At 75.2% G+C, this 17,332-nt stretch carries 19 protein-coding genes; all 19 read right to left on the bottom strand.

Annotated features, from left to right (window positions below; translation table 11 throughout):
• Positions 1-65 precede the first annotated feature (65 nt).
• Complete coding sequence (locus tag ACRYR7_RS13015; protein ID WP_432572525.1) at positions 66-1,148, bottom strand: EscU/YscU/HrcU family type III secretion system export apparatus switch protein; 1,083 nt, start codon at positions 1,146-1,148, stop codon at positions 66-68.
• Positions 1,145-1,930 (bottom strand): flagellar biosynthetic protein FliR, encoded by a 786-nt coding sequence (locus ACRYR7_RS13010; RefSeq protein WP_432572524.1) that lies wholly within the window; start codon positions 1,928-1,930, stop codon positions 1,145-1,147. The genes ACRYR7_RS13015 and ACRYR7_RS13010 overlap by 4 nt, the downstream gene beginning before the upstream one ends.
• A gap of 3 nt (positions 1,931-1,933) precedes the next feature.
• The gene (locus ACRYR7_RS13005) at positions 1,934-2,212 is read right to left on the bottom strand and encodes a flagellar biosynthetic protein FliQ (RefSeq protein ID WP_432572523.1); all 279 of its coding nucleotides are present in this window, start codon (positions 2,210-2,212) and stop codon (positions 1,934-1,936) included.
• Between the two features lie 191 nt (positions 2,213-2,403).
• On the bottom strand, positions 2,404-3,300 hold the full coding sequence (gene fliP, locus ACRYR7_RS13000; protein ID WP_432572522.1) for a flagellar type III secretion system pore protein FliP: 897 nt from the start codon (positions 3,298-3,300) through the stop codon (positions 2,404-2,406).
• Positions 3,297-3,779 (bottom strand): flagellar biosynthetic protein FliO, encoded by a 483-nt coding sequence (gene fliO, locus ACRYR7_RS12995; RefSeq protein ID WP_432572521.1) that lies wholly within the window; start codon positions 3,777-3,779, stop codon positions 3,297-3,299. The genes fliP and fliO overlap by 4 nt, the downstream gene beginning before the upstream one ends.
• A 1-nt stretch (position 3,780) precedes the next feature.
• A complete protein-coding gene (fliN, locus tag ACRYR7_RS12990; protein ID WP_432572520.1) occupies positions 3,781-4,539 on the bottom strand; it encodes a flagellar motor switch protein FliN in 759 nt (252 codons plus the stop codon).
• Positions 4,536-5,480: a flagellar motor switch protein FliM gene (locus tag ACRYR7_RS12985; RefSeq protein ID WP_432572519.1), complete on the bottom strand. Its 945-nt coding sequence runs from the start codon at positions 5,478-5,480 to the stop codon at positions 4,536-4,538. The genes fliN and ACRYR7_RS12985 overlap by 4 nt, the downstream gene beginning before the upstream one ends.
• A 196-nt stretch (positions 5,481-5,676) precedes the next feature.
• Positions 5,677-6,513: a DUF892 family protein gene (locus ACRYR7_RS12980; protein WP_432572518.1), complete on the bottom strand. Its 837-nt coding sequence runs from the start codon at positions 6,511-6,513 to the stop codon at positions 5,677-5,679.
• Between the two features lie 205 nt (positions 6,514-6,718).
• On the bottom strand, positions 6,719-7,231 hold the full coding sequence (locus ACRYR7_RS12975; protein ID WP_432572517.1) for a flagellar basal body-associated FliL family protein: 513 nt from the start codon (positions 7,229-7,231) through the stop codon (positions 6,719-6,721).
• A gap of 42 nt (positions 7,232-7,273) precedes the next feature.
• Complete coding sequence (locus ACRYR7_RS12970) at positions 7,274-8,299, bottom strand: OmpA/MotB family protein (protein WP_432572516.1); 1,026 nt, start codon at positions 8,297-8,299, stop codon at positions 7,274-7,276.
• Entirely contained in the window at positions 8,299-9,072 is a 774-nt protein-coding gene (locus ACRYR7_RS12965) for a motility protein A (protein ID WP_432572533.1), read from the bottom strand. Before ACRYR7_RS12965 ends, ACRYR7_RS12970 begins: the two co-directional genes overlap by 1 nt.
• A gap of 2 nt (positions 9,073-9,074) precedes the next feature.
• Positions 9,075-9,389 carry a flagellar FlbD family protein gene (locus tag ACRYR7_RS12960; protein WP_432572515.1) on the bottom strand — a complete coding sequence of 105 codons (315 nt, stop codon included), beginning with the start codon at positions 9,387-9,389 and terminating at the stop codon, positions 9,075-9,077.
• 433 nt (positions 9,390-9,822) lie between these two features.
• Complete coding sequence (locus ACRYR7_RS12955; protein WP_432572514.1) at positions 9,823-11,148, bottom strand: flagellar hook protein FlgE; 1,326 nt, start codon at positions 11,146-11,148, stop codon at positions 9,823-9,825.
• Positions 11,149-11,193: 45 nt separating this feature from the next.
• A complete protein-coding gene (locus ACRYR7_RS12950) occupies positions 11,194-11,895 on the bottom strand; it encodes a flagellar hook capping FlgD N-terminal domain-containing protein (protein WP_432572513.1) in 702 nt (233 codons plus the stop codon).
• Between the two features lie 88 nt (positions 11,896-11,983).
• Complete coding sequence (gene fliK / locus ACRYR7_RS12945) at positions 11,984-13,921, bottom strand: flagellar hook-length control protein FliK (RefSeq protein ID WP_432572512.1); 1,938 nt, start codon at positions 13,919-13,921, stop codon at positions 11,984-11,986.
• Entirely contained in the window at positions 13,918-15,048 is a 1,131-nt protein-coding gene (locus ACRYR7_RS12940; RefSeq protein ID WP_432572511.1) for an NlpC/P60 family protein, read from the bottom strand. Before ACRYR7_RS12940 ends, fliK begins: the two co-directional genes overlap by 4 nt.
• Positions 15,045-15,494 carry a flagellar export protein FliJ gene (locus ACRYR7_RS12935; RefSeq protein ID WP_432572510.1) on the bottom strand — a complete coding sequence of 150 codons (450 nt, stop codon included), beginning with the start codon at positions 15,492-15,494 and terminating at the stop codon, positions 15,045-15,047. The genes ACRYR7_RS12940 and ACRYR7_RS12935 overlap by 4 nt, the downstream gene beginning before the upstream one ends.
• A complete protein-coding gene (locus tag ACRYR7_RS12930; RefSeq protein WP_432572532.1) occupies positions 15,491-16,813 on the bottom strand; it encodes a FliI/YscN family ATPase in 1,323 nt (440 codons plus the stop codon). Before ACRYR7_RS12930 ends, ACRYR7_RS12935 begins: the two co-directional genes overlap by 4 nt.
• Before the next feature lie 35 nt (positions 16,814-16,848).
• A partial coding sequence (locus tag ACRYR7_RS12925; protein ID WP_432572509.1) for a FliH/SctL family protein occupies positions 16,849-17,332 on the bottom strand: 484 nt, incomplete at its 5' end.

Raw genomic sequence — 17,332 nt, 5'->3', positions numbered from 1 at the left:
GGGGGGCTGCGGCGGTCGGTGCGGGTGCTGCGGGTGGTGCGCGCGGGGCGGGTGGTGCGACCGGCTCAGGCGGGCAGGGTGTGCGCCTCGCCCAGGGCCGTGGTGGCCCCGCGGGTGCGCAGGTTCATCACGAACGCCAGGACCTTGGCCACCGCCGCGTACAGCTCGGCGGGGATCTCCTGGCCGACCTTGACGCTCTTGTACATGGAGCGGGCCAGCTCGACGTCCTTGACCAGGGGGACGCCGTTCTCCTTGGCCTTCTCGCGGATCCTGGCGGCGATCGCGCCGGCGCCCTTGGCGACGACCTTGGGCGCGCCGCTGCCGGGCTCGTAGCGCAGCGCGATCGCGATGTGGGTGGGGTTGACGACGACGACGTCGGCGTTGGCGACGTCGGCCATCATGCGGTTGCGGGACATGGCCATCTGCTTGGAGCGGATGGCGCCCTTGAGCAGCGGGTCGCCCTCGGCGTTCTTGTGCTCCTGCTTGATGTCCTCCTTGCTCATCCGCAGCTTCTTCATCACCTGGCGCCGGGACATGGCGTAGTCGGCGGCGGCGATGAGCAGACCGACGAGGACGGTGACCACTAGCATGGAGCTGATCGCGGAGGCGGTGGTGGACAGCACCGAGGCCAGCGGGAGCACGCCCTGGCCGACCAGGTGCGGGGCCAGGCCCTTGACGACCACCCACAGCGCCCCGCCGATGAGCACGGTCTTCAGCAGGGACTTGGTGCCCTCCCAGATCGCGTGCGGGCCCCAGTGCTGCTTGAGGCCGTTGACGGGGTTGAGGGCCTTGAAGTTCGGCTTGAGCTTCTTGGTCGCAGGCTTCAGGGTGCCCTGGGCGCCGCCGGCGAGGACGACGGCGAGCACGGTGACGGCGAGCAGGGGCCCCAGCACCCCGGGCAGGGTGCCGAAGGCGTCGCCCACCGCGGACAGCGCGCGGGCGGGCTCGGGGTCGGCGGCCACCTCGGTGACGCGGCGCAGGGCCTCGCGGCCGGTCTCGGCGCCCGCCTCGATGGTGCGGGGCACGAGCAGGGCGCCGGCAGCGGTGCACAGCCAGGCGCCGATGTCCCGCGACTGCGGGATGTTGCCCTCCTTGCGCGCCTCGGCGAGGCGCTTGGGGGTGGGCTTCTCGGTCTTCTCCCCGCTCACGCGCCACCGCCCGCGAGGCGCACGACGGTCTCGGCCATCGTGCCGGCGGAGTCGCCGACCACGCGCGGCAGGACCGACAGGGCGAAGCCGCCGAGGGTGAGGGTGATGAGGATCTTCAGCGGGAAGCTCATCGCGAAGACGTTCAGGGCGGGCGCGATACGCGAGAGCAGGCCTAGGCCGATGTCGGCGACGAAGAGCACCGCCACCAGCGGCGCGGCGATCTGCAGCGCGGAGAGCATCAGCTCGGCCAGACCGGTGGTGAGGACGTCGGCCAGGACCCGCACGGACACGCCCGCGTCCAGCGGCAGCACCTCGTAGGTCCGCAGGAACCCCTTGAGCACCACCAGGTGCCCGCCGGAGAGCACCAGCAGGGCGGTGGCGGTCCAGTTGTAGAGCTTGCCGAAGATCGCCGTCTGGTTCTGGCTCAGCGGGTCGTAGGCGCTGGCGAGCTGGAAGCCGCCGAAGAGGTCGATCAGGTCGCCGGCGGACTGCACGGCCGCGAAGACGAGGGCGCAGAAGAAGCCGAGGGCGGCGCCGACGAGGACCTGCTGCACCACGGCGGTGGCCAGCGCGGCGGGCTCGGCGGCGGGCACCTGCGCGCGCAGGCGCGGGTCGCCGGCCAGCGGCAGGGCCAGTGCGAGCGCGAGCATCGCCTTGACGCGGCCGTTGACGGCGCGGGAGGCGAACGGCGGCGCGATCACCAGGAACGCGACGGCGCGCACGGAGACCAGCAGCAGGGTCAGCAGCAGGTCGAGCCCGACGGTGGTGTTCAGCCCCTGCACGCCTCAGCCGCCGGTGGTCAGCAGGTCGGGGATCTGCCCGTAGAGCTGGCTGGTGAAGGTGGTCAGCTCGTGCAGCATCCACTTGCCGCACACCACGATCGCGATGCCGACGGCGAGCGCCTTGGGCACGAAGGCGATGGTCTGCTCCTGCAGCTGGGTGACCGACTGGAAGAGCGAGATGCCGAAGCCGACGGCGAGGGCGGTCAGCAGCATCGGGGCGCTGAGCTTGGCGGCGAGGACGAGAGCGGTCATCACCAGGTGGATGACGGTCACGTCGGACATCGCGGGGCCTTCCGGTTCGCAGGGGTGGTGCTCGCGGGGCGCGCGGGGCGCGCGGGGCGCCGGGGGCGCGGTCCCGGGGCGGGCGGTTCGCCCGTCCGGGTGAGCATCGGCCGATCGGGTGAGGGCCTTGAGCGCCGCCGGCGGGGCGCGGCGGCCGCGGGGGGCCGCTCGGGCGCCGCGGTCAGCCGCGGTCAGCCGCCGTAGCTGCCGATGAGCGAGGTCACGACCAGGCCCCAGCCGTCCACCATGACGAAGAGCAGCAGCTTGAAGGGCAGGGAGACCGTGACGGGCGGCAGCATCATCATGCCCAGGCTCATCAGCGCGCCGGATACGACGATGTCGATCACCAGGAACGGGATGAAGATGACGAACCCGATGATGAAGGCGGAGCGCAGCTCGGACAGCGCGAAGGCCGGCACCAGGGTGGTCAGCGGGACCTCGGCGCGGTTCCTGGGCATCTCGCGGTCGGCGGCCTGGGTCATCAGGGCCAGCTCCTCGTCGCGGGTCTGCTTCAGCATGAACTCCTTCAGCGGCTGCGAGCCGTCGGTGAAGGCGACCGTGGCGGTCTTCTCGCCCTTGAGGTAGGGCTGGACCGCCGCGTCGTTGATCTGGCTGAAGACGGGCGCCATGACGAACATCGTCAGGAACAGCGCCAGGCCGGCGAGGACCTGGTTGGGCGGGGTGCCCTGCAGGCCCAGGGCGTTGCGGGTGAAGCCGAGCACCACGAGGATCTTGGTGAAGCAGGTCGTCAGCAGCAGCAGCGCCGGGGCGACGGACAGCACCGTCAGGGCGATGATGATCGTGATCGACTGGCTGGGCTTGCCGTCCACGCCGTTGACGCCGTTCACGCCGACGGTGACCGAGCCGGGGGCGTCGGGGGCGGCCGGCGCCACCGGGGCCACGGGGGCCGTCGCGGCGGGCAGGGCGGCGGGCAGGGCGGCGGGCGCGGCGGCCGGGGCGGCGGCGCTGACCGCGGCGGCCGGGGCGGCGGCGGAGGCGCTGCTCGCGCCGGCCAGCAGGCCGCCGGTCAGCAGACCCCCGGCGAGCAGCGCGGTGGCCGCGGTCCTGCGGGCGGTTCGGGTGCTCACCGGCGGGTCGTCCTCTCTCGCAGCACGTCGACTGCCTTGGTCCAGGTGGCCGGCGACAGGGCCGAGCCGTTGAGCGCGGCGGGCCGCGCGGCCGCGGCGGGGACCGCGGCGGGGGTGGTGCCGGTGGTGCGGGCGGGACCGGTGGTGCGGGCGGGGGCGGCGTCCTCGGCGGGCAGCTCCAGGACCTCCCCCGCGGTGCCCGGCGCGTCCTGCGCGGCGGGCAGCAGCTCCTCGGCCGGGGCCTCGGTCAGCAGGGTGACCTGCTGCTCGGTGACGCCGACCACGAGCGCGCGACCGCCGACGCGGACGACCGCGACCCCGGCCTTGGCGCCCACGCCCACGCGGCTGAGCACCTCCACGCCCGTGGCGGCCGCGCCGGCCGTCTTGGACCGGCGCAGCCAGCGGGCGACGAGCCACAGCAGCCCCAGGACGGCGACCAGCGAGACGGACGTCCGTCCCAGCGCTGCGAGGGTGTCCATCTCAGGCACCGGCCTCCGTGCCGGGGGTGACGATCTCGGTGATGCGGATGGCGTAGTCCTCGTCGACGACGACGACCTCGCCGCGGGCGATGAGCTGGCCGTTGACCAGGACGTCGGCGGGGCTGCCGGCGGCGCGGTCCAGCTCGACGACCGAGCCGGGGGTCAGCGCCAGCAGGTCCTGCACGGTCATGTGGGTGCGGCCCAGCTCGACCGTGACGTCCATCTGCACGTCGCGCAGCAGGTCCATCGTGCGGCGCGGGCCGCCGGCGGTGGGGGCGCTGCTGGTGGCCGGGCTGGCCATGACGGGCACGGCCACCTGGGGGGCCTCGTTGGAGAAGGTCAGGCCGATCAGGGCCAGGGTCTCCCCGCCGGCGCCGACGACGGCCACGGCACCGCCGGCCAGGGCGGCGACGGCCTCGGCCGGGTCGCCCTCCACGCCGACGTCCAGCGTGCACTGCCCGAGGCTGGCGACGACGGTCTCCAGCGCGGGGCGCAGCGCGTCGACCGGGTCGAGCGCGCCCTCGGGGCTCATCAGCAGGGTGTTGAGGGTCTCCTCCCCCACCACCACGGCCACGCGGCCGCTGGAGGCGCCGGCGAAGCTCGCCGAGACCGCGGTGCCCTCGTCGCCCAGGTCCGGGGCGGCGGAGGCGGGCACCAGGCCGGTGATGGTGCCGGGCGCGGACAGCGGAAGCACGGCCAGGGCGGCCTGGGCGGCCTCGGAGAGGATGGCCTGCAGGTCGGCGTGGGTGACGGTGCTCATCGGGAGGACTCCTCGGGGGTCGGGACGATCAGGCAGGCGAGCCGGGAACCGCGGCTGCCGGCCACGGCGGAGGCGACGACGGTGTCGGACGAGACGACCTCGAGGGGGGCGTCGGCCGGGTGCGGCAGGCGCAGCACGTCCCCGGGCACGAGGGCGAGGATCTGGTCGGGGCGCAGCTGCGCGGCGTTGAGGCGGACCGAGACCTCCACCGGGATGTGCTCGAGGTGGTCGTCGAGGCGGTCGCGCATGAGGCGCCGGATGCGCAGCTCCTCCGGGCTGGCCACGCGCAGCTCGGCGGCGCTGAGCGCGGCCGAGAGCGGGTCCAGCGGCAGGGCGAGCGTGGCGGTGCCGGAGGCCTGGTCGACCTGCAGGTGGAAGGAGGCCACGATCATCACGTCGGTGGCGGCGGCGGCCTGCGCGAACTGGGGGTTCTGCTCGACGGCCTGCAGGTGCGGCTTGAGCTCCAGGATGGAGGTCAGGGAGCCGGCCAGCTCGGACAGGGTGCGCTCCACCAGGCCGCGGCACAGGACGGCCTCGATGTCGGTGAGCAGGCGCTGGGGCTGCTCCTGCGCGCCGGTGCCGCCGAGCATGCGCTCGATGCAGCTGAGCAGCAGGGGCGTGTCCAGGTGCAGCACGCCGGCGCCCACGAGCGGCTCGGGGTCGAACACCGTCATGATCGAGGGGGTGGCCAGCGTGGCGGCGTACTCGTCGTAGGAGTACTGCTGCACGCCGTCGAGCTCGACCTGCACGCTGGTGCGCAGCGTCGAGGACAGCAGGGTCGCCCACTGGCGGCAGAAGGTCTCGTAGGTGATCTCGAGCACGCGGGCGTGCTGGCGCGACAGCTTGGTGGGCCGCCGGAAGTCGTACGGGACGGGGACGCCGCGCCGCCGCGAGCGTCGGCCGCCTGTCCGCTCTGCGCTGGTGGAGGTCTCGGGTGCCACGCTGCACCTATCGGCACGAAGGGGCCTCACCCTTTAGCGCGCACCCGAACGGGTGATGCGGGCCCGTCGCGCGACCGGGCGGGTGGGCGGCGTCGTCGCCGCTCACCCGCCCGGGGGACCCGCTGCACCCCGCCCCGCGCTCCCCCGCGCTCGCGCGGTGGTGCCCGGCGGTGCGGGGCGGTGCGGGGCGGTGCGGTCAGCTGCCGGTGGTGCGGTGCTCGCTCTGCGCGATGCGCTCCTCCAGCGCGTCGTCGTTGAGGACCTCCGCGCCCGCGGTGGTACCCGTCGTGCCGGTCGTGCCGGTCGTGCCGGTGGTCGTGGTCGTGGTCGCGCCGGTGGTCGTGCCGGCCGGTGCGGCGCTCGGCAGGTCCGTGGCGGTCGCGCCGGTGACCGGCGCCTCGGCGCGGTGCGCGGCGTGCCCGCCGGTGCCCTCCTCGTGCCCGCCCACCCGGGAGGCGACGGCGGCGGCGGCGCCGACCGCGGCGGCCACCCCGGCGGCCAGGCCCGCCTTGGCGCCGGTGCTCATCCCGCCCTCGGGGGTGGTGGCGACCCCGGTGACGGCGATGCGCCCGGCCAGCGCCTTGACGCGGTCGCCGGCGCCGCGCTCCTGGGCGAGGCTGGACTCCAGCAGCACGGCGACCTGCTCGGCGCCGCGGGCGCGGGCGTGCAGGATGAGGTTCTCGTAGACGGCCTGCTCGTGGTGCTCGGTCTGCAGGGCCGCGGCGAGGACGACCGCGTCGGCCAGGGAGTCGTCGGCCTTCTTCAGCTTCGTCTCGGCCTCGGCGGCCAGCGCCTTGGTGACCGGGCACGGGGAGTCGTCGACCTCCTGGCCCAGCAGGGCGAAGCACTGCTCGACGACCTCGACCTGCACCCGCGTCTCGGCGGCGTGCTCGCGCAGCAGCTGCTTGACCTCGGGGCGCTGCGCGGCCTCCTCCAGGCGGCCGAGCATGGCCAGGGTGTCCCTCTCCATCGTCAGCGCCGCCCCCAGGTCGTAGCTGAAGATCTCCTCGGGGGTGTTCAAGCGTCCGAACACGGTGTGCTCCTCGTCGTCGTGGGCCTGCCGGGTGATCGACCCTCAACCTGGCACGGACGGCGCGGCGGCGCCCGCCGAGCGCGACCCGGACCCGCCGGCGCGAGGTGGTGCGCGGCGGCGGTGCCCGGACGCGCGAGAGCGCGGCAGGCGGGGTGCCTGCCGCGCTCTCGGCGGTGGTGCGGTGCGGGCCGGGCCCGCGGAAGGGTCACTGCATGACGAACTGGGTGAGGTAGATGCCCATGACCGTCTTGTGCGGGGCCTCGCCCTCCTCGGCGGGCTCCTCGGTGTAGGCCTCGACGATCTTGTGCTCGAGCTCCTCCTTGTAGTGCTGGCGCTGCTCGGGGTTGGACAGGTCCGCCATCGACAGGCCGCTGAACTGCTGGATGGCCAGGTCCAGGGCCTTGCTGCCGTCGGGGCCCGAGGAGCCGCCGTGCCCGCCGCCCTCGGCGGCCACGGCCTGCAGGGCCAGGCCGATCTTGAGGTAGTGCCCGTCGGCCAGGTTCAGGCTGATCGGGTCCAGGGTGACGACGTCGCCGGGGGTGAGGACCTCCTCGTGGGCGGTCTCCGCGGCGGCCGCGGTGTCGCCCTTGGTGAGGAGGAAGACGCCGCCGCCGGTGCCGCCGGCGAGCAGCACCGCCCCGAGGGCGGCGACGATGATGAGCTTCTTCTTGCCGCCGGGGGCGGTCTCCTCGCCGTCCGCCTTCGCCTTCTTGGCCATCGTGTGCTCCGGTTCCTGGTGGGTCGTGGGGTGGTGGGGGTGTCAGTGGCCGGCGTCGGTGAGGGTGACGCCGCTGACGGCCGTGCCGAGGTCGGGGGCGATGCCCGCCGGGGCGATGCTCGTGGTGGAGGTCGTCGCCGCGGTCGCGGCGTCGGCCTCGGTGCGCAGCTCCGCCGGCCCGTCGGTCGGCGTGGTGGCGGCCACCTGCGGCAGCAGGGCCTTGACCGCGTCGGAGGACGGGGAGGCGACGATCAGGTCGACGCGGCGGTTGCCGGTCAGGGCCTGGGGGTCGCCGTCCGGGTACAGCGGCCGGCTGTCGGCGTAGCCGGTGCCGGACAGCCGCAGCGGGCTGACGCCGTTCGCGGCGATGAACCGGGTGACGACCGTGTTGGCGCGCGCCGACGACAGGTCCCAGTTGTCCCGGTAGCGGGTGGTCGCCGACAGCGGCAGGGAGTTGGTGTGGCCCTGCACGGCGATGTCGTTGGGCAGCGCGGCCAGGATCGGGCCGATGACGTCCAGCACGTGCAGGCCGGTGGGCTCCACGTCGGCGCTGGCGTTGGCGAAGAACACCTTGTCGGCGACGAGCCCGACGACCAGGCCGTCGGAGGTGATGCGGTAGGTGACCTGGTCCTCGTCGCCGGTGGCGGAGAGGGCCTGGTCGATCTGCGCCTCGATCTCGCGGTACCTGGCGACCTCGGCCTGGGCGGCGGCCAGGTCGGCCGCCGACTGGTCCTTCTGCGCGGCGTTGAGGACCTGCTGGACCTGCTCGCTCTGCTGCGGGTCGCCGCCGGCCTGGATCTTGAGGTTGATCGGGTCCGCGCCGTTGTCGATGTCGTTGACGCCCTTGTTGCCGGAGAGCACCAGGTTGGTCGACGCGCTGCCCTCCTGCAGGCCGGCCTTGAACTGCGCGAACTTCAGCTGGTCGACCTGGCTGAGCGCGAAGAGGACGATGAAGAGGGCCATGAGGACCGTGAGCATGTCGGCGTAGGAGACCAGCCAGCGCTCGTGGTTGACGTGCTCCTCGTGCTCCTCGTGCTTGTGGCGCCGCTTGTGCGCCGAGGAGGACATCAGGCGGCCTTCTTGTCCGGCACGGCGGTGCCCGGGGGCAGCAGGCTCTCCAGCTTCTTGGCCACCGAGCGGGGGTTGGAGCCGGCCTGGATCGCGAGGATGCCCTCGACGACCAGCTCCATCTGCGCGCACTCGATGCCCGACAGGCGCATGTAGCGGCTCTGCACCGGCAGGAAGAAGATGTTGGCGCTGGCCACGCCCCAGAAGGTCGCGACGAACGCGCCGGCGATCATCGGGCCGAGCGCCGCGGCGTCGGACAGGTTCGCGAGCACGACGACCAGCGAGATGACGGTGCCGCAGATGCCGATGGTGGGCGCGTAGCCGCCCATGTCGCCGAGGATCTTGGCGGCCTGCTTGTCGGCGGCCTTCTTGGCCTGGATCTGCGCGGTGAGGACCTCGTACAGCTCGTCGGGGTCGGTGCCGTCGATGGCGGTCTGCAGGCCGTCGCGCAGGAAGTCGTCGTCGACGGCCTTGATGGCGTCCTCCAGGGCCAGCAGGCCCTCGCGGCGGGCGCGCTCGGCCATGCTCACCAGCGTGGAGACGGTGTCGCCGGCGTCCTTGGGCTTGCCCAGGAACGCCTTCTTCAGGACGCCGACGAGGCCGACGCCGTCGCGCAGGACGCCGCCCATGAAGCCGACGCCCAGGGTGCCGACGAACACCAGGACCAGCGGCCCGGGCAGGAGGAGGTCGGACAGGCTGCCGCCCTCGTGGTTCTGGGCCCAGAGGATGGCGGCGAGGCTGATGATCAGCCCGCCGATGGTGGCGAAGTCCATGGTCACGGCCTCCTGCGGTGCAGCGGGACCGGGGCGGGCAGGTCCCCGTCGGTGTCGCTGGTGGTGGTCTGGGTGTGGGGGTGCGCCGGCAGCTCGAGGACGTCGGCGGTCCCCGTCTCCTCCAGGGCGTGCGCGGTGGCGACCACGCGGGCCCGGAACGCCATCACGCGCTCGACGACCTCGGTCAGGGGCTCGGTGACGACGAACTTCGCGCCGTCGACGAGCGTGATGACCGTGTCGGGGGTCGCGTCGACGCGCTGGATCAGGTCGGGGTTCACGGCGAACACCGACCCGTTGAGGCGAGTCACGAGAATCACGAGGTTCCATCCTTGGCGGTGGAGGCGGGGCCCGTCCGTGGGCCGGTTGCACTACTGGTATCGGCGTGTCCGGCCCGGACCTGAGTGGGGGTTGCTTCATGCACCCGTTCGTGCTAGCGGCTCCCGCGATGTGCACGGAGAGCGACGACGGCCGGGGCCGGCCGCCGAACGGAGGCGGACGCCGCGGGGCGTCCGGAGCGCGACCGCGCGGGCGCGGCGGGGCCGCCAGGGCCCCCGGGAGCCCCTGCGGGCCCCCGGTGCGGGTCCGCTCCCCCGCGCGTCCCCGGGAGGCGCTCCGGGACCCTGCGGGCGGTGTGGGCCCTGCGGGCCCAGCGGGCGCCGCGCGGGGGCGCCGGTCGCGGGGTGAACGGAAGACGCCCTCCCGGGCCGCGCACCACGCGGCCCGGGAGGGCGTCGATCACCGCGCTGAGGGTCAGCGCTTGAGGTTGACGAGGTCCTGGAGGATCTCGTCGGAGGCGGAGATGATGCGCGAGTTCGCCTGGAAGCCGCGCTGGGCGAGGATCAGGTTGGTGAACTCGCTGGACAGGTCGACGTTCGACATCTCCAGGGAGCCGGAGCCGATCGCGCCGCGGCCGTTCTGGCCGGGGACGCCGATGTTCGGGGTGCCCGAGTTCGCCGAGACGGTGAACATCGAGTTCCCGACCTTCTGCAGGCCGGCGTAGTTGTTGAAGGTGGCGACCGCGACCTGGCCGATGGGGCGCTTGAGGCCGTTGGAGTACTCACCCATGACGACGCCGTCGGCGCCGACCGCGAAGGCGTTCAGGGTGCCGATGGCCGCGCCGTCGGTGGTGGACTTCACGGTGCTGTTGCCGGTGTTGCTGACGTAGCCGGTGAGGGCGCGCAGGTCCATCTTGATGACGACGTCGTTGAGCCCGGTGAGCGTGATGTCGTCACCGTCCATGCTGTACCCGTTCGCGGGCAGCTTGCCGGTCACCGGGTCGAAGCTCACCGTGCCGGCGTCGACGGCCGGGGTGATGGTCTCGCCCGTCGCCGGGTCGGTGTACGTCAGCGTCAGCTTCCACTCGTCGGTGGGGACGACGTCGGCGGCGGTGGCGGCGGTGCCGGTCTCGTTGAACGAGTTGGTGAAGGTCGCCATGACGCGGGTGGGCTTGCCCTGCGCGTCGTACGCGTCGAAGGAGGTCGTCACGACCGGGACGGTGTAGTAGTCGTCGCCGGGCAGCTTGACCGGCCTGCCGGTCTTGTCCACGTTGCCGACCAGGGTGGCGGTGCTGGTGGGCGCCGCCGGCATGACGTTGTCGGAGTTGATGATGATCGTCTCGGTCGGGCCGGTGGTGACGATCTGCCCGGTCTCGTCGGCGCGCCAGCCCTGCACGTAGGAGCCGTCGGCGGTGACCAGGGAGCCGCGGCTGTCCAGCTCGAAGGCGCCGGCGCGGGTGTACATCTGCGCGTCGCCCTTCTGCACGACGAACAGGCCGTCGCCGTCCAGCATGAGGTTCGTCGCCTTGCCGGTGGCCTGCGCCGAGCCCGCGGTGAAGTTCTGCGAGATGGTGCTGACCTTGACGCCCAGGCCGACCTGCGAGGGGTTGGTGCCGCCGTTGTTGGTGTTGTCCTGCGGCGCACCGGCGGTCTTGGTGAGCTGGCTCAGCGTGTCGGCGAAGACGACGCTGGAGCTCTTGTAGCCGGTGGTGTTGACGTTGGCGATGTTGTTGCCGACGACGTCCATCATCGTCTGGTGCGAGCGCAGGCCGCTGACACCGGAGAACATGGAACGCAGCATGGGGCAGACCTTTCGATCGTCGGTCGGGGTGCTGGGAGGAGGGGGTCAGGCGGTGGTCGAACCGGTGCCGGCACCGGTCGCGGGGGTGCCCGCGGCCGCGGCCGGGGCGCTGGTGGCCGGGGCGGCGGCCGCGGGGGGCGCGCTCGCGGTGCCGGCGGCGGGCGCGGTGGGCGCGGTCGCGGTGCCGGCGGCGGGCGCGGTGGGCGCGGTCGCGGTCTCCGCGGCGGCGGCCGGGGTGCCGGTCTGGGCGCCGGGCACGTTCACGCTCGTCACGTTGGAGAGAACGACGTCCTTGCCGTCGACCTTGAGGACCGGCTCGTTGCCGGTGCCGCCGACGGACACGGCGCTGAAGCTGGCGGAGGACACCACACCGGTGACCACGGCGCCGTCGGCCCCCTTGTAGGAGACCGTCTGGCCGACGAGGGTGCTGGCCTGCAGCTTCAGCTGCGCGCCGAGCATCTCGACGTTGTTCTTGCTCATCTCCTCCATCGTCTCCAGCGAGGAGAACTGCGCGGTCTGCGCGATGAAGTCGGAGGAGTCGACCGGCTTGGAGGGGTCCTGGAAGCGCAGCTGCGCCACCAGGAGCTTCATGAAGGTGTCCTTGTTCTTCTGCGTGTCGCCGGACGCCTTCGTGCTCGTGCTGGAGCCCCCCAGCTTCGACGCCGCGCTCGTCGCCTTGGCGTTGGAGGCCGCGAGGATCGAGTCGTAGGACGACGCCGAGGCGCCGCTGGCCGCATCGATGGTCATGCCTCTTCCTTCGGTCGTCGGGGTGGGATCCTGTAGCCCGTCCGGGCGTTTCTGCGCCGGGGAGCTGAAGCGCCCGGGTGCACGCGCCTCAGACGCGCAGGTCCAGGCGGCCCTCGGCGGCCGCGGCGGCGGCGCGCTGCGCGGCCAGGGGCTCGTCGGCGCCGAACAGCCCGCGCCGCACCGGCTGGCCCGGGGCACCGGCGCCCGGGTGGCGCCGGCCCTCGGAGCCGCCGGACTGCCCGGCGGCCGCCTGCTCCCCCGCCTGCCGCTGCCCGGCCGAGGGGTCGTCGGAGCGCACCTCGACGGTGGTGGAGGTGAAGGCGGTGCCGGCGAGCTCGCGCTGCAGGTCGCCGACGGCCTGGCGCAGCGCCTGGCGGGTGGCGTCGGAGGCCCCGGCGAGCTGCACGCTCAGGGCGCCGTCGACGATCTCGGCGGTGACCTGGACCGGTCCCAGCCCCAGCGGGTTGACCTCCACGGTCATCCGGTGCACGGCGTCGGCACCGGCCGGGAGCTGCTCCAGGCGGGCGCTGACGCCCTGGGCGAAGGCCAGCGGGTTGGTCAGCGGCAGCGGCGCGGGCGGCGTGGAGACCTGCGCCGCGGCGGGGGCGGCGACGGGGGCCGTGCTCCCGCTCACCGGGGCGGTGGTGGGCACCTGGCCGGGCAGCGCCGAGGGGTCCGCGGCGGCCGTCGTCGTGGCCGCCGCGGTGCTCGCGCTGCTCGCGGTGGCGGTCGCGGTGGCGGGCTGCGCCGCGCCGGCCGCCGGCGCCGCGGGGACGCCCGCGGCGGCGTCGGTGCGCGTGCCCGCGCCCGGCGCGGTGCCCTGAGCACCGCCCTGCCCGGCGCCCTGGCCGCCCGGCTGCCCACCGCTCTGGGCGCCGGCCTGGCCGGCACCCGGCTCGGCGGCGACCGGGACGCCGGCCGTCGCGACGGCGCCGTCCACCGCGGGCGCGCCCGCGGCGGTGGCCGGGGTGCTCGCGGCGGCGTCCTGCCCGTTCAGCGCCGCGGGGCGCAGCGCGGCGGCGACCTGGACGTCCTGGACGGCCCGGGCGGTGGCTCCCCCGGCGGCCGGGGCCGCGGTGGCCTGGACCGCGGTGGCCGCCCCCGGCAGCGCCTGGCCCCGCGGGCCCTCGGCGGTGCCCGTGGTGCCGGGGACACCCGTGGTGCCCGTGGTGCCCGGTGCGCCCGCGGGTGCGGTGGTCCCGGGGGCGCTGGCCGGCGTCCCCGGGGCGGCCGGGAGCGCGGCGGCGGAGCCGGTGGCGGGCGCCGCGGTGGGCTCGGCGGGGACCGCCGCACCGGCCGCGGGGCCGGCCGGGGTGCCGGTGGCGGGGCCGGCGACGGTACCCGCGGGCGCCGGCACGCCGGCCGGGGCGGTGCCGGGAGCGGTCTCGGCGGCGGCGACCTGGGCGGTGGCGGCGGCGGCCGCGGCGGGGGCCGGGGGCACGGGCGCGGCGGTGAGCAGCGCGGGGTCGAGGACGACCTGCGCGCTGACGGCCGCGGCCTCCTCCTCGCGCCCGGTGGCGTCCTCGCAGACCTCCTCCCCCGGGCGGGCGGTGGCCGTGGCGTCCGCGGCGCGCTCGGTGCTGCGGTCCGCGGCGCGGTCGACGGTGCGGTCGACGGCGCGGTCGGTGCCGACGGGCTGGGTGGAGCGCAGGCCGCGCGGGCGCAGCGCGGCGTCGTGGCGGCGGTGCTCGCGGGCGGCCGCGCGCTCGGCGCGGTCGGCGGCGCGTTCCGCCGCCCGCTCGGCGGCCCGGTCGGCCGCGCGCTCGGCGGCGAGGTCGCCCGGGCGCTGCTCGCGCGCCCCGGTGCCGCGCTCGGCGCGGTCGGCGGCACGGTCCTCGGCCCGCTCGGAGGTCCGCTCGGAGGCGCGCTCGAGCGCCTCCGCGTCGGCGGCGCGCTGGTCGAGGTCGTCGACGGCGCGGCCGAAGGAGCGGGCGAAGTCCGCGCCGCCGTCGCCGGCACCGCGCCGGGTCTCGCGCGCGGGCACGGGGTTCGCCCCCGTCAGCGTGGAGATGGTCGGTGTGCTCACGCGGCGCTCCCGGTGCTCTGGAGGGTGGCCATGATCTTCTTGACGTAGTTCTGGGTCTCGTTGAACGGCGGGATGCCGCCGTACTTGCGCACGTTGCCCGGGCCGGCGTTGTAGGCGGCCAGCGCCTTCTCCAGCGAGCCGAAGGTCTTCAGGTGCGAGGCGAGGAGCTTGCCGGCGCCGTCGATGGCCTGGAACGGGTCGGTCGGGTCGATGCCCACGCCCTTGGCGGTGGCGGGCATGAACTGCATGAGGCCGATGGCGCCGGCGGGGCTCTTGGCCCTGGGGTCGTACCCGGACTCCTGCTTGGCGACCGCGGAGAGCAGGCCGGCGGGCAGGCCGTGCTTGGCCTCCGCGGCGCTGAAGGCCGCGTCGTACGGCGCGGACTTCGAGGAGGTCGCCGTCAGGGCGGCGGGGCGCACGTAGCCGGTGCCGCCGGGGCCGGTGGTGCCCGTGGTGCCGGTGAGCAGGGCGGCGCCGGCCAGGCCGGCGGCCGCGGCGGTGGTGGCGGCGGTGACGCCCAGGCGCCGGATGGTCATGGGCGTCTCCCAGACCTTGGAGATCTTCACGACGTCGCCCGTCTTCGGGGCGTGCAGCATCTGCCCGTTCCCGACGTAGATGCCGATGTGGTGGCCGTTCTCGAGCACGACGAGGTCGCCGGGCTGCGCCTCGTCCAGGCTGGGCACGGCGGTGCCGACCTTGGCCTGCTCGGCGGCGGTGCGGGGCAGGGTGATGCCCAGCTGCTTGGCGGAGTACTGGATCAGCCCGGAGCAGTCGAACCCGGCGGGGGTGGTGCCGCCCCACTTGTAGGGCACGCCGGTGTGCTTCCTGGCGACCGCGAGCAGCTGCTCGCCGGTGGAGGCGCCGACCGGGGCCGCGGCGGGCCAGGCGGCGTTGACGGCGCGGGTGGCGCGGGCGACGCCGCCGCCGGTGGTGCCGGCGCCGGCGAGGGCCTTGGCGAAGCCCGCGCCGGCCGTCGCGGCGGTGGCGGACGGGGCGGTGGTGGCGGACGGGGCGGCTGCGGCCGGTGCGGCGCTCTGGGCCAGCGAGCGCCCGTACCCGCCGCCGAGGGCGGCGATGCGGGACTCGATGTCGGCGATGCGGGACTGGACCTCGGCGACTCCGCTCACGGCGTGCCCCCTTCCAACTCGGCGCGCCGGCGGGCGCGGGCGGCGAACTCGGCGACGGTGCGGTCGTCCAGGGCGCGCTGGTCCGCGGCCAGCGCGGCCTGCTCCTGCGCCAGCTCGTGGCGCTCGACGACGCGCTCCAGGGAGCGCTCGGCGCGGCGGGCGCGCGCCCACGAGGCCTGCTTGGCGGTGACGTCCATCTCCAGGCGCTCGGTGAGGGCGCGGGCGGCCTCCAGGTCGGCGACGAGCGCGGCGCGGCGGGCCACGGACGCCGTCCAGGCCGCCATCGTCTCGTCGCTCAGGTGCGCGTCGCCCAGCTCGCGGCGCACCCGGGCGGCGCGCTGCTGCTCGCGGCGCAGCACGGCGTTGGCGGTGGCCAGGGTGCCCTTGGCCTCCTCCTGCTGGGCCTTGCGCAGCTTCAGCAGCGCCAGGATCGCCTTGGCGCTCACCGGGCACCGCCCAGCTGGGCGACCAGCGCGGCCAGGCGCGCCCACGCCTCGGGACCGGGCGTGATGTCGTGGATGTCCTGGCGCAGGAAGGCGTTGATGGCCGGCAGGCCCGCCACGGCGGCGTCGACCTCGGGGTTGGCGCCGGGCTGGTAGGCGCCGACCTCGATGAGCTCCTTGGCGTCGCGGTGGGCGGCCAGCACCCGGCGCAGCGCGGTGGCCAGGGCCCGCTGCTCCTTGTCGGTGACGCGGCCGGCGACGCGGGAGACGGACTCCAGCACGTCGATGGTCGGGAAGTGCCCGGCGGTGGCGAGCTTGCGGTCCAGCACGACATGGCCGTCGAGGATGGAGCGCGCCGCGTCGGCGATGGGCTCGTTGTGGTCGTCGCCGTCCACCAGCACCGTGTAGATGCCGGTGATCGAGCCGACCACGCCGGGCCCGGCGCGCTCGAGCAGGCGGGGCAGCAGCGCGAAGACGCTGGGCGGGTAGCCGCGGGTGGCGGGCGGCTCGCCGACGGACAGGCCCACCTCGCGCTGGGCCATCGCGGTGCGCGAGAGGGAGTCCATCATCAGCACGCAGTCGGCGCCGGCGTCGCGGAAGGACTCGGCGACCGCGGTGGCGGTGAAGGCGGCGCGCAGGCGGACCACGGGCGCCTCGTCGGAGGTGGCGACCACGACGACGGAGCGGGCCAGGCCCTCGGGGCCGAGGTCGTCCTCGAGGAACTCGCGGACCTCCCGGCCGCGCTCGCCGACCAGGGCGAGCACGGAGACGTCGGCGGAGGTGCCGCGGGCGATCATGGACAGCAGGGAGGACTTGCCGACGCCGGAGCCGGCGAAGATGCCGAAGCGCTGCCCGCGCCCGGCGGGCACCAGGGTGTCCAGCGCCCGCACGCCCAGCCCGAGGGGGCGGTCCACGCGCTGGCGCTGCATCGCCGGCGGCGGCGGGACGTGCAGCGGGGTGCGGGGGGCGGCGTGCAGGGGCTCACCGCCGTCCAGGGGGTTGCCCAGGGCGTCGACGACGCGGCCGAGCAGCGCGGCGCCCACCGGGACGGTGGGGGCGCGGCGGGTGGCGACGGCGGGGGCGCCGGTGCCCAGGCCGGTGAGGTGGCCCAGCGGCAGGCAGCGCAGCCGGCCGCCGTCGGCGGCGACGACCTCGGCCGGCACGGCCGAGGGGCCCTCGCCGAGCACGACGGTCTCGCCGACGGCGGCCTCGAGGCCGGAGACCTCCACGGACAGGCCGACGATGCCGCTGACCCGGCCCCGCACGAGGGGCCGAGCCGCTTCGGCGGCGCGCCGCAGCTGCGGGCGCAGCAGCTCGCGCACGTCGGCCGCCAGGCGCGAGGAGACCAGGGGGGCGTTCACGCCGGCCGCCCGGTCACCTCGTCGATCCCCCCGCCCGCGCCGACCGGCGAGCCGGTCGCGGCCTCGGGCGAGACCAGCGCCTCCAGGGCGCGTGCGACGCTGGCGCGCAGGCCGGCGTCGACGTCGGTGTCACCCTGGCGGGCGATCGCGTCGCCCGGGGTGACCGTGGGGTCCGGCAGGAAGCTCACGCGTCCTGCATCGGCGCCGGCGTCGCCGTCCTTGAGCCCCTCCTCCGAGCGGCCGTCACCCGTCAGGGCGCCCAGGTCGTCGGGGTGCACACGCACCGTGACGGGTAGCTGGGCGTCCAGGGGGCGCAGGGCCCGCCGGACGGCCTCGTGGACCGGCGAGGCCATGAGGGAGACCTCGCGGTCCAGGACGGCCCCGGCCAGGTCCAGGGCCAGCTCCAGCACCGTGTCGGCCAGCGCCGCCACGGTGGGCTGGCGCTCGGCGCGCAGGGCGTCGGCGGCCGAGCGCACCGCC

The sequence above is a fragment of the Kineococcus gurbantunggutensis genome (assembly GCF_050871925.1).
In the GTDB taxonomy this organism is placed as follows: domain Bacteria; phylum Actinomycetota; class Actinomycetes; order Actinomycetales; family Kineococcaceae; genus Kineococcus.
This window is presented reverse-complemented; position numbering and strand designations above follow the sequence as displayed.

Coding starts and splice junctions, on each gene's coding strand:
- fliO (WP_432572521.1), bottom strand. CDS start 3,779: ATGGACACCCTCGCAGCGCTGGGACGGACGTCCGTCTCGCTGGTCGCC.
- ACRYR7_RS12975 (WP_432572517.1), bottom strand. CDS start 7,231: ATGGCCAAGAAGGCGAAGGCGGACGGCGAGGAGACCGCCCCCGGCGGC.
- ACRYR7_RS12955 (WP_432572514.1), bottom strand. CDS start 11,148: ATGCTGCGTTCCATGTTCTCCGGTGTCAGCGGCCTGCGCTCGCACCAG.
- ACRYR7_RS12950 (WP_432572513.1), bottom strand. CDS start 11,895: ATGACCATCGATGCGGCCAGCGGCGCCTCGGCGTCGTCCTACGACTCG.
- ACRYR7_RS13005 (WP_432572523.1), bottom strand. CDS start 2,212: ATGTCCGACGTGACCGTCATCCACCTGGTGATGACCGCTCTCGTCCTC.
- fliN (WP_432572520.1), bottom strand. CDS start 4,539: ATGAGCACCGTCACCCACGCCGACCTGCAGGCCATCCTCTCCGAGGCC.
- ACRYR7_RS12970 (WP_432572516.1), bottom strand. CDS start 8,299: ATGTCCTCCTCGGCGCACAAGCGGCGCCACAAGCACGAGGAGCACGAG.
- ACRYR7_RS12965 (WP_432572533.1), bottom strand. CDS start 9,072: ATGGACTTCGCCACCATCGGCGGGCTGATCATCAGCCTCGCCGCCATC.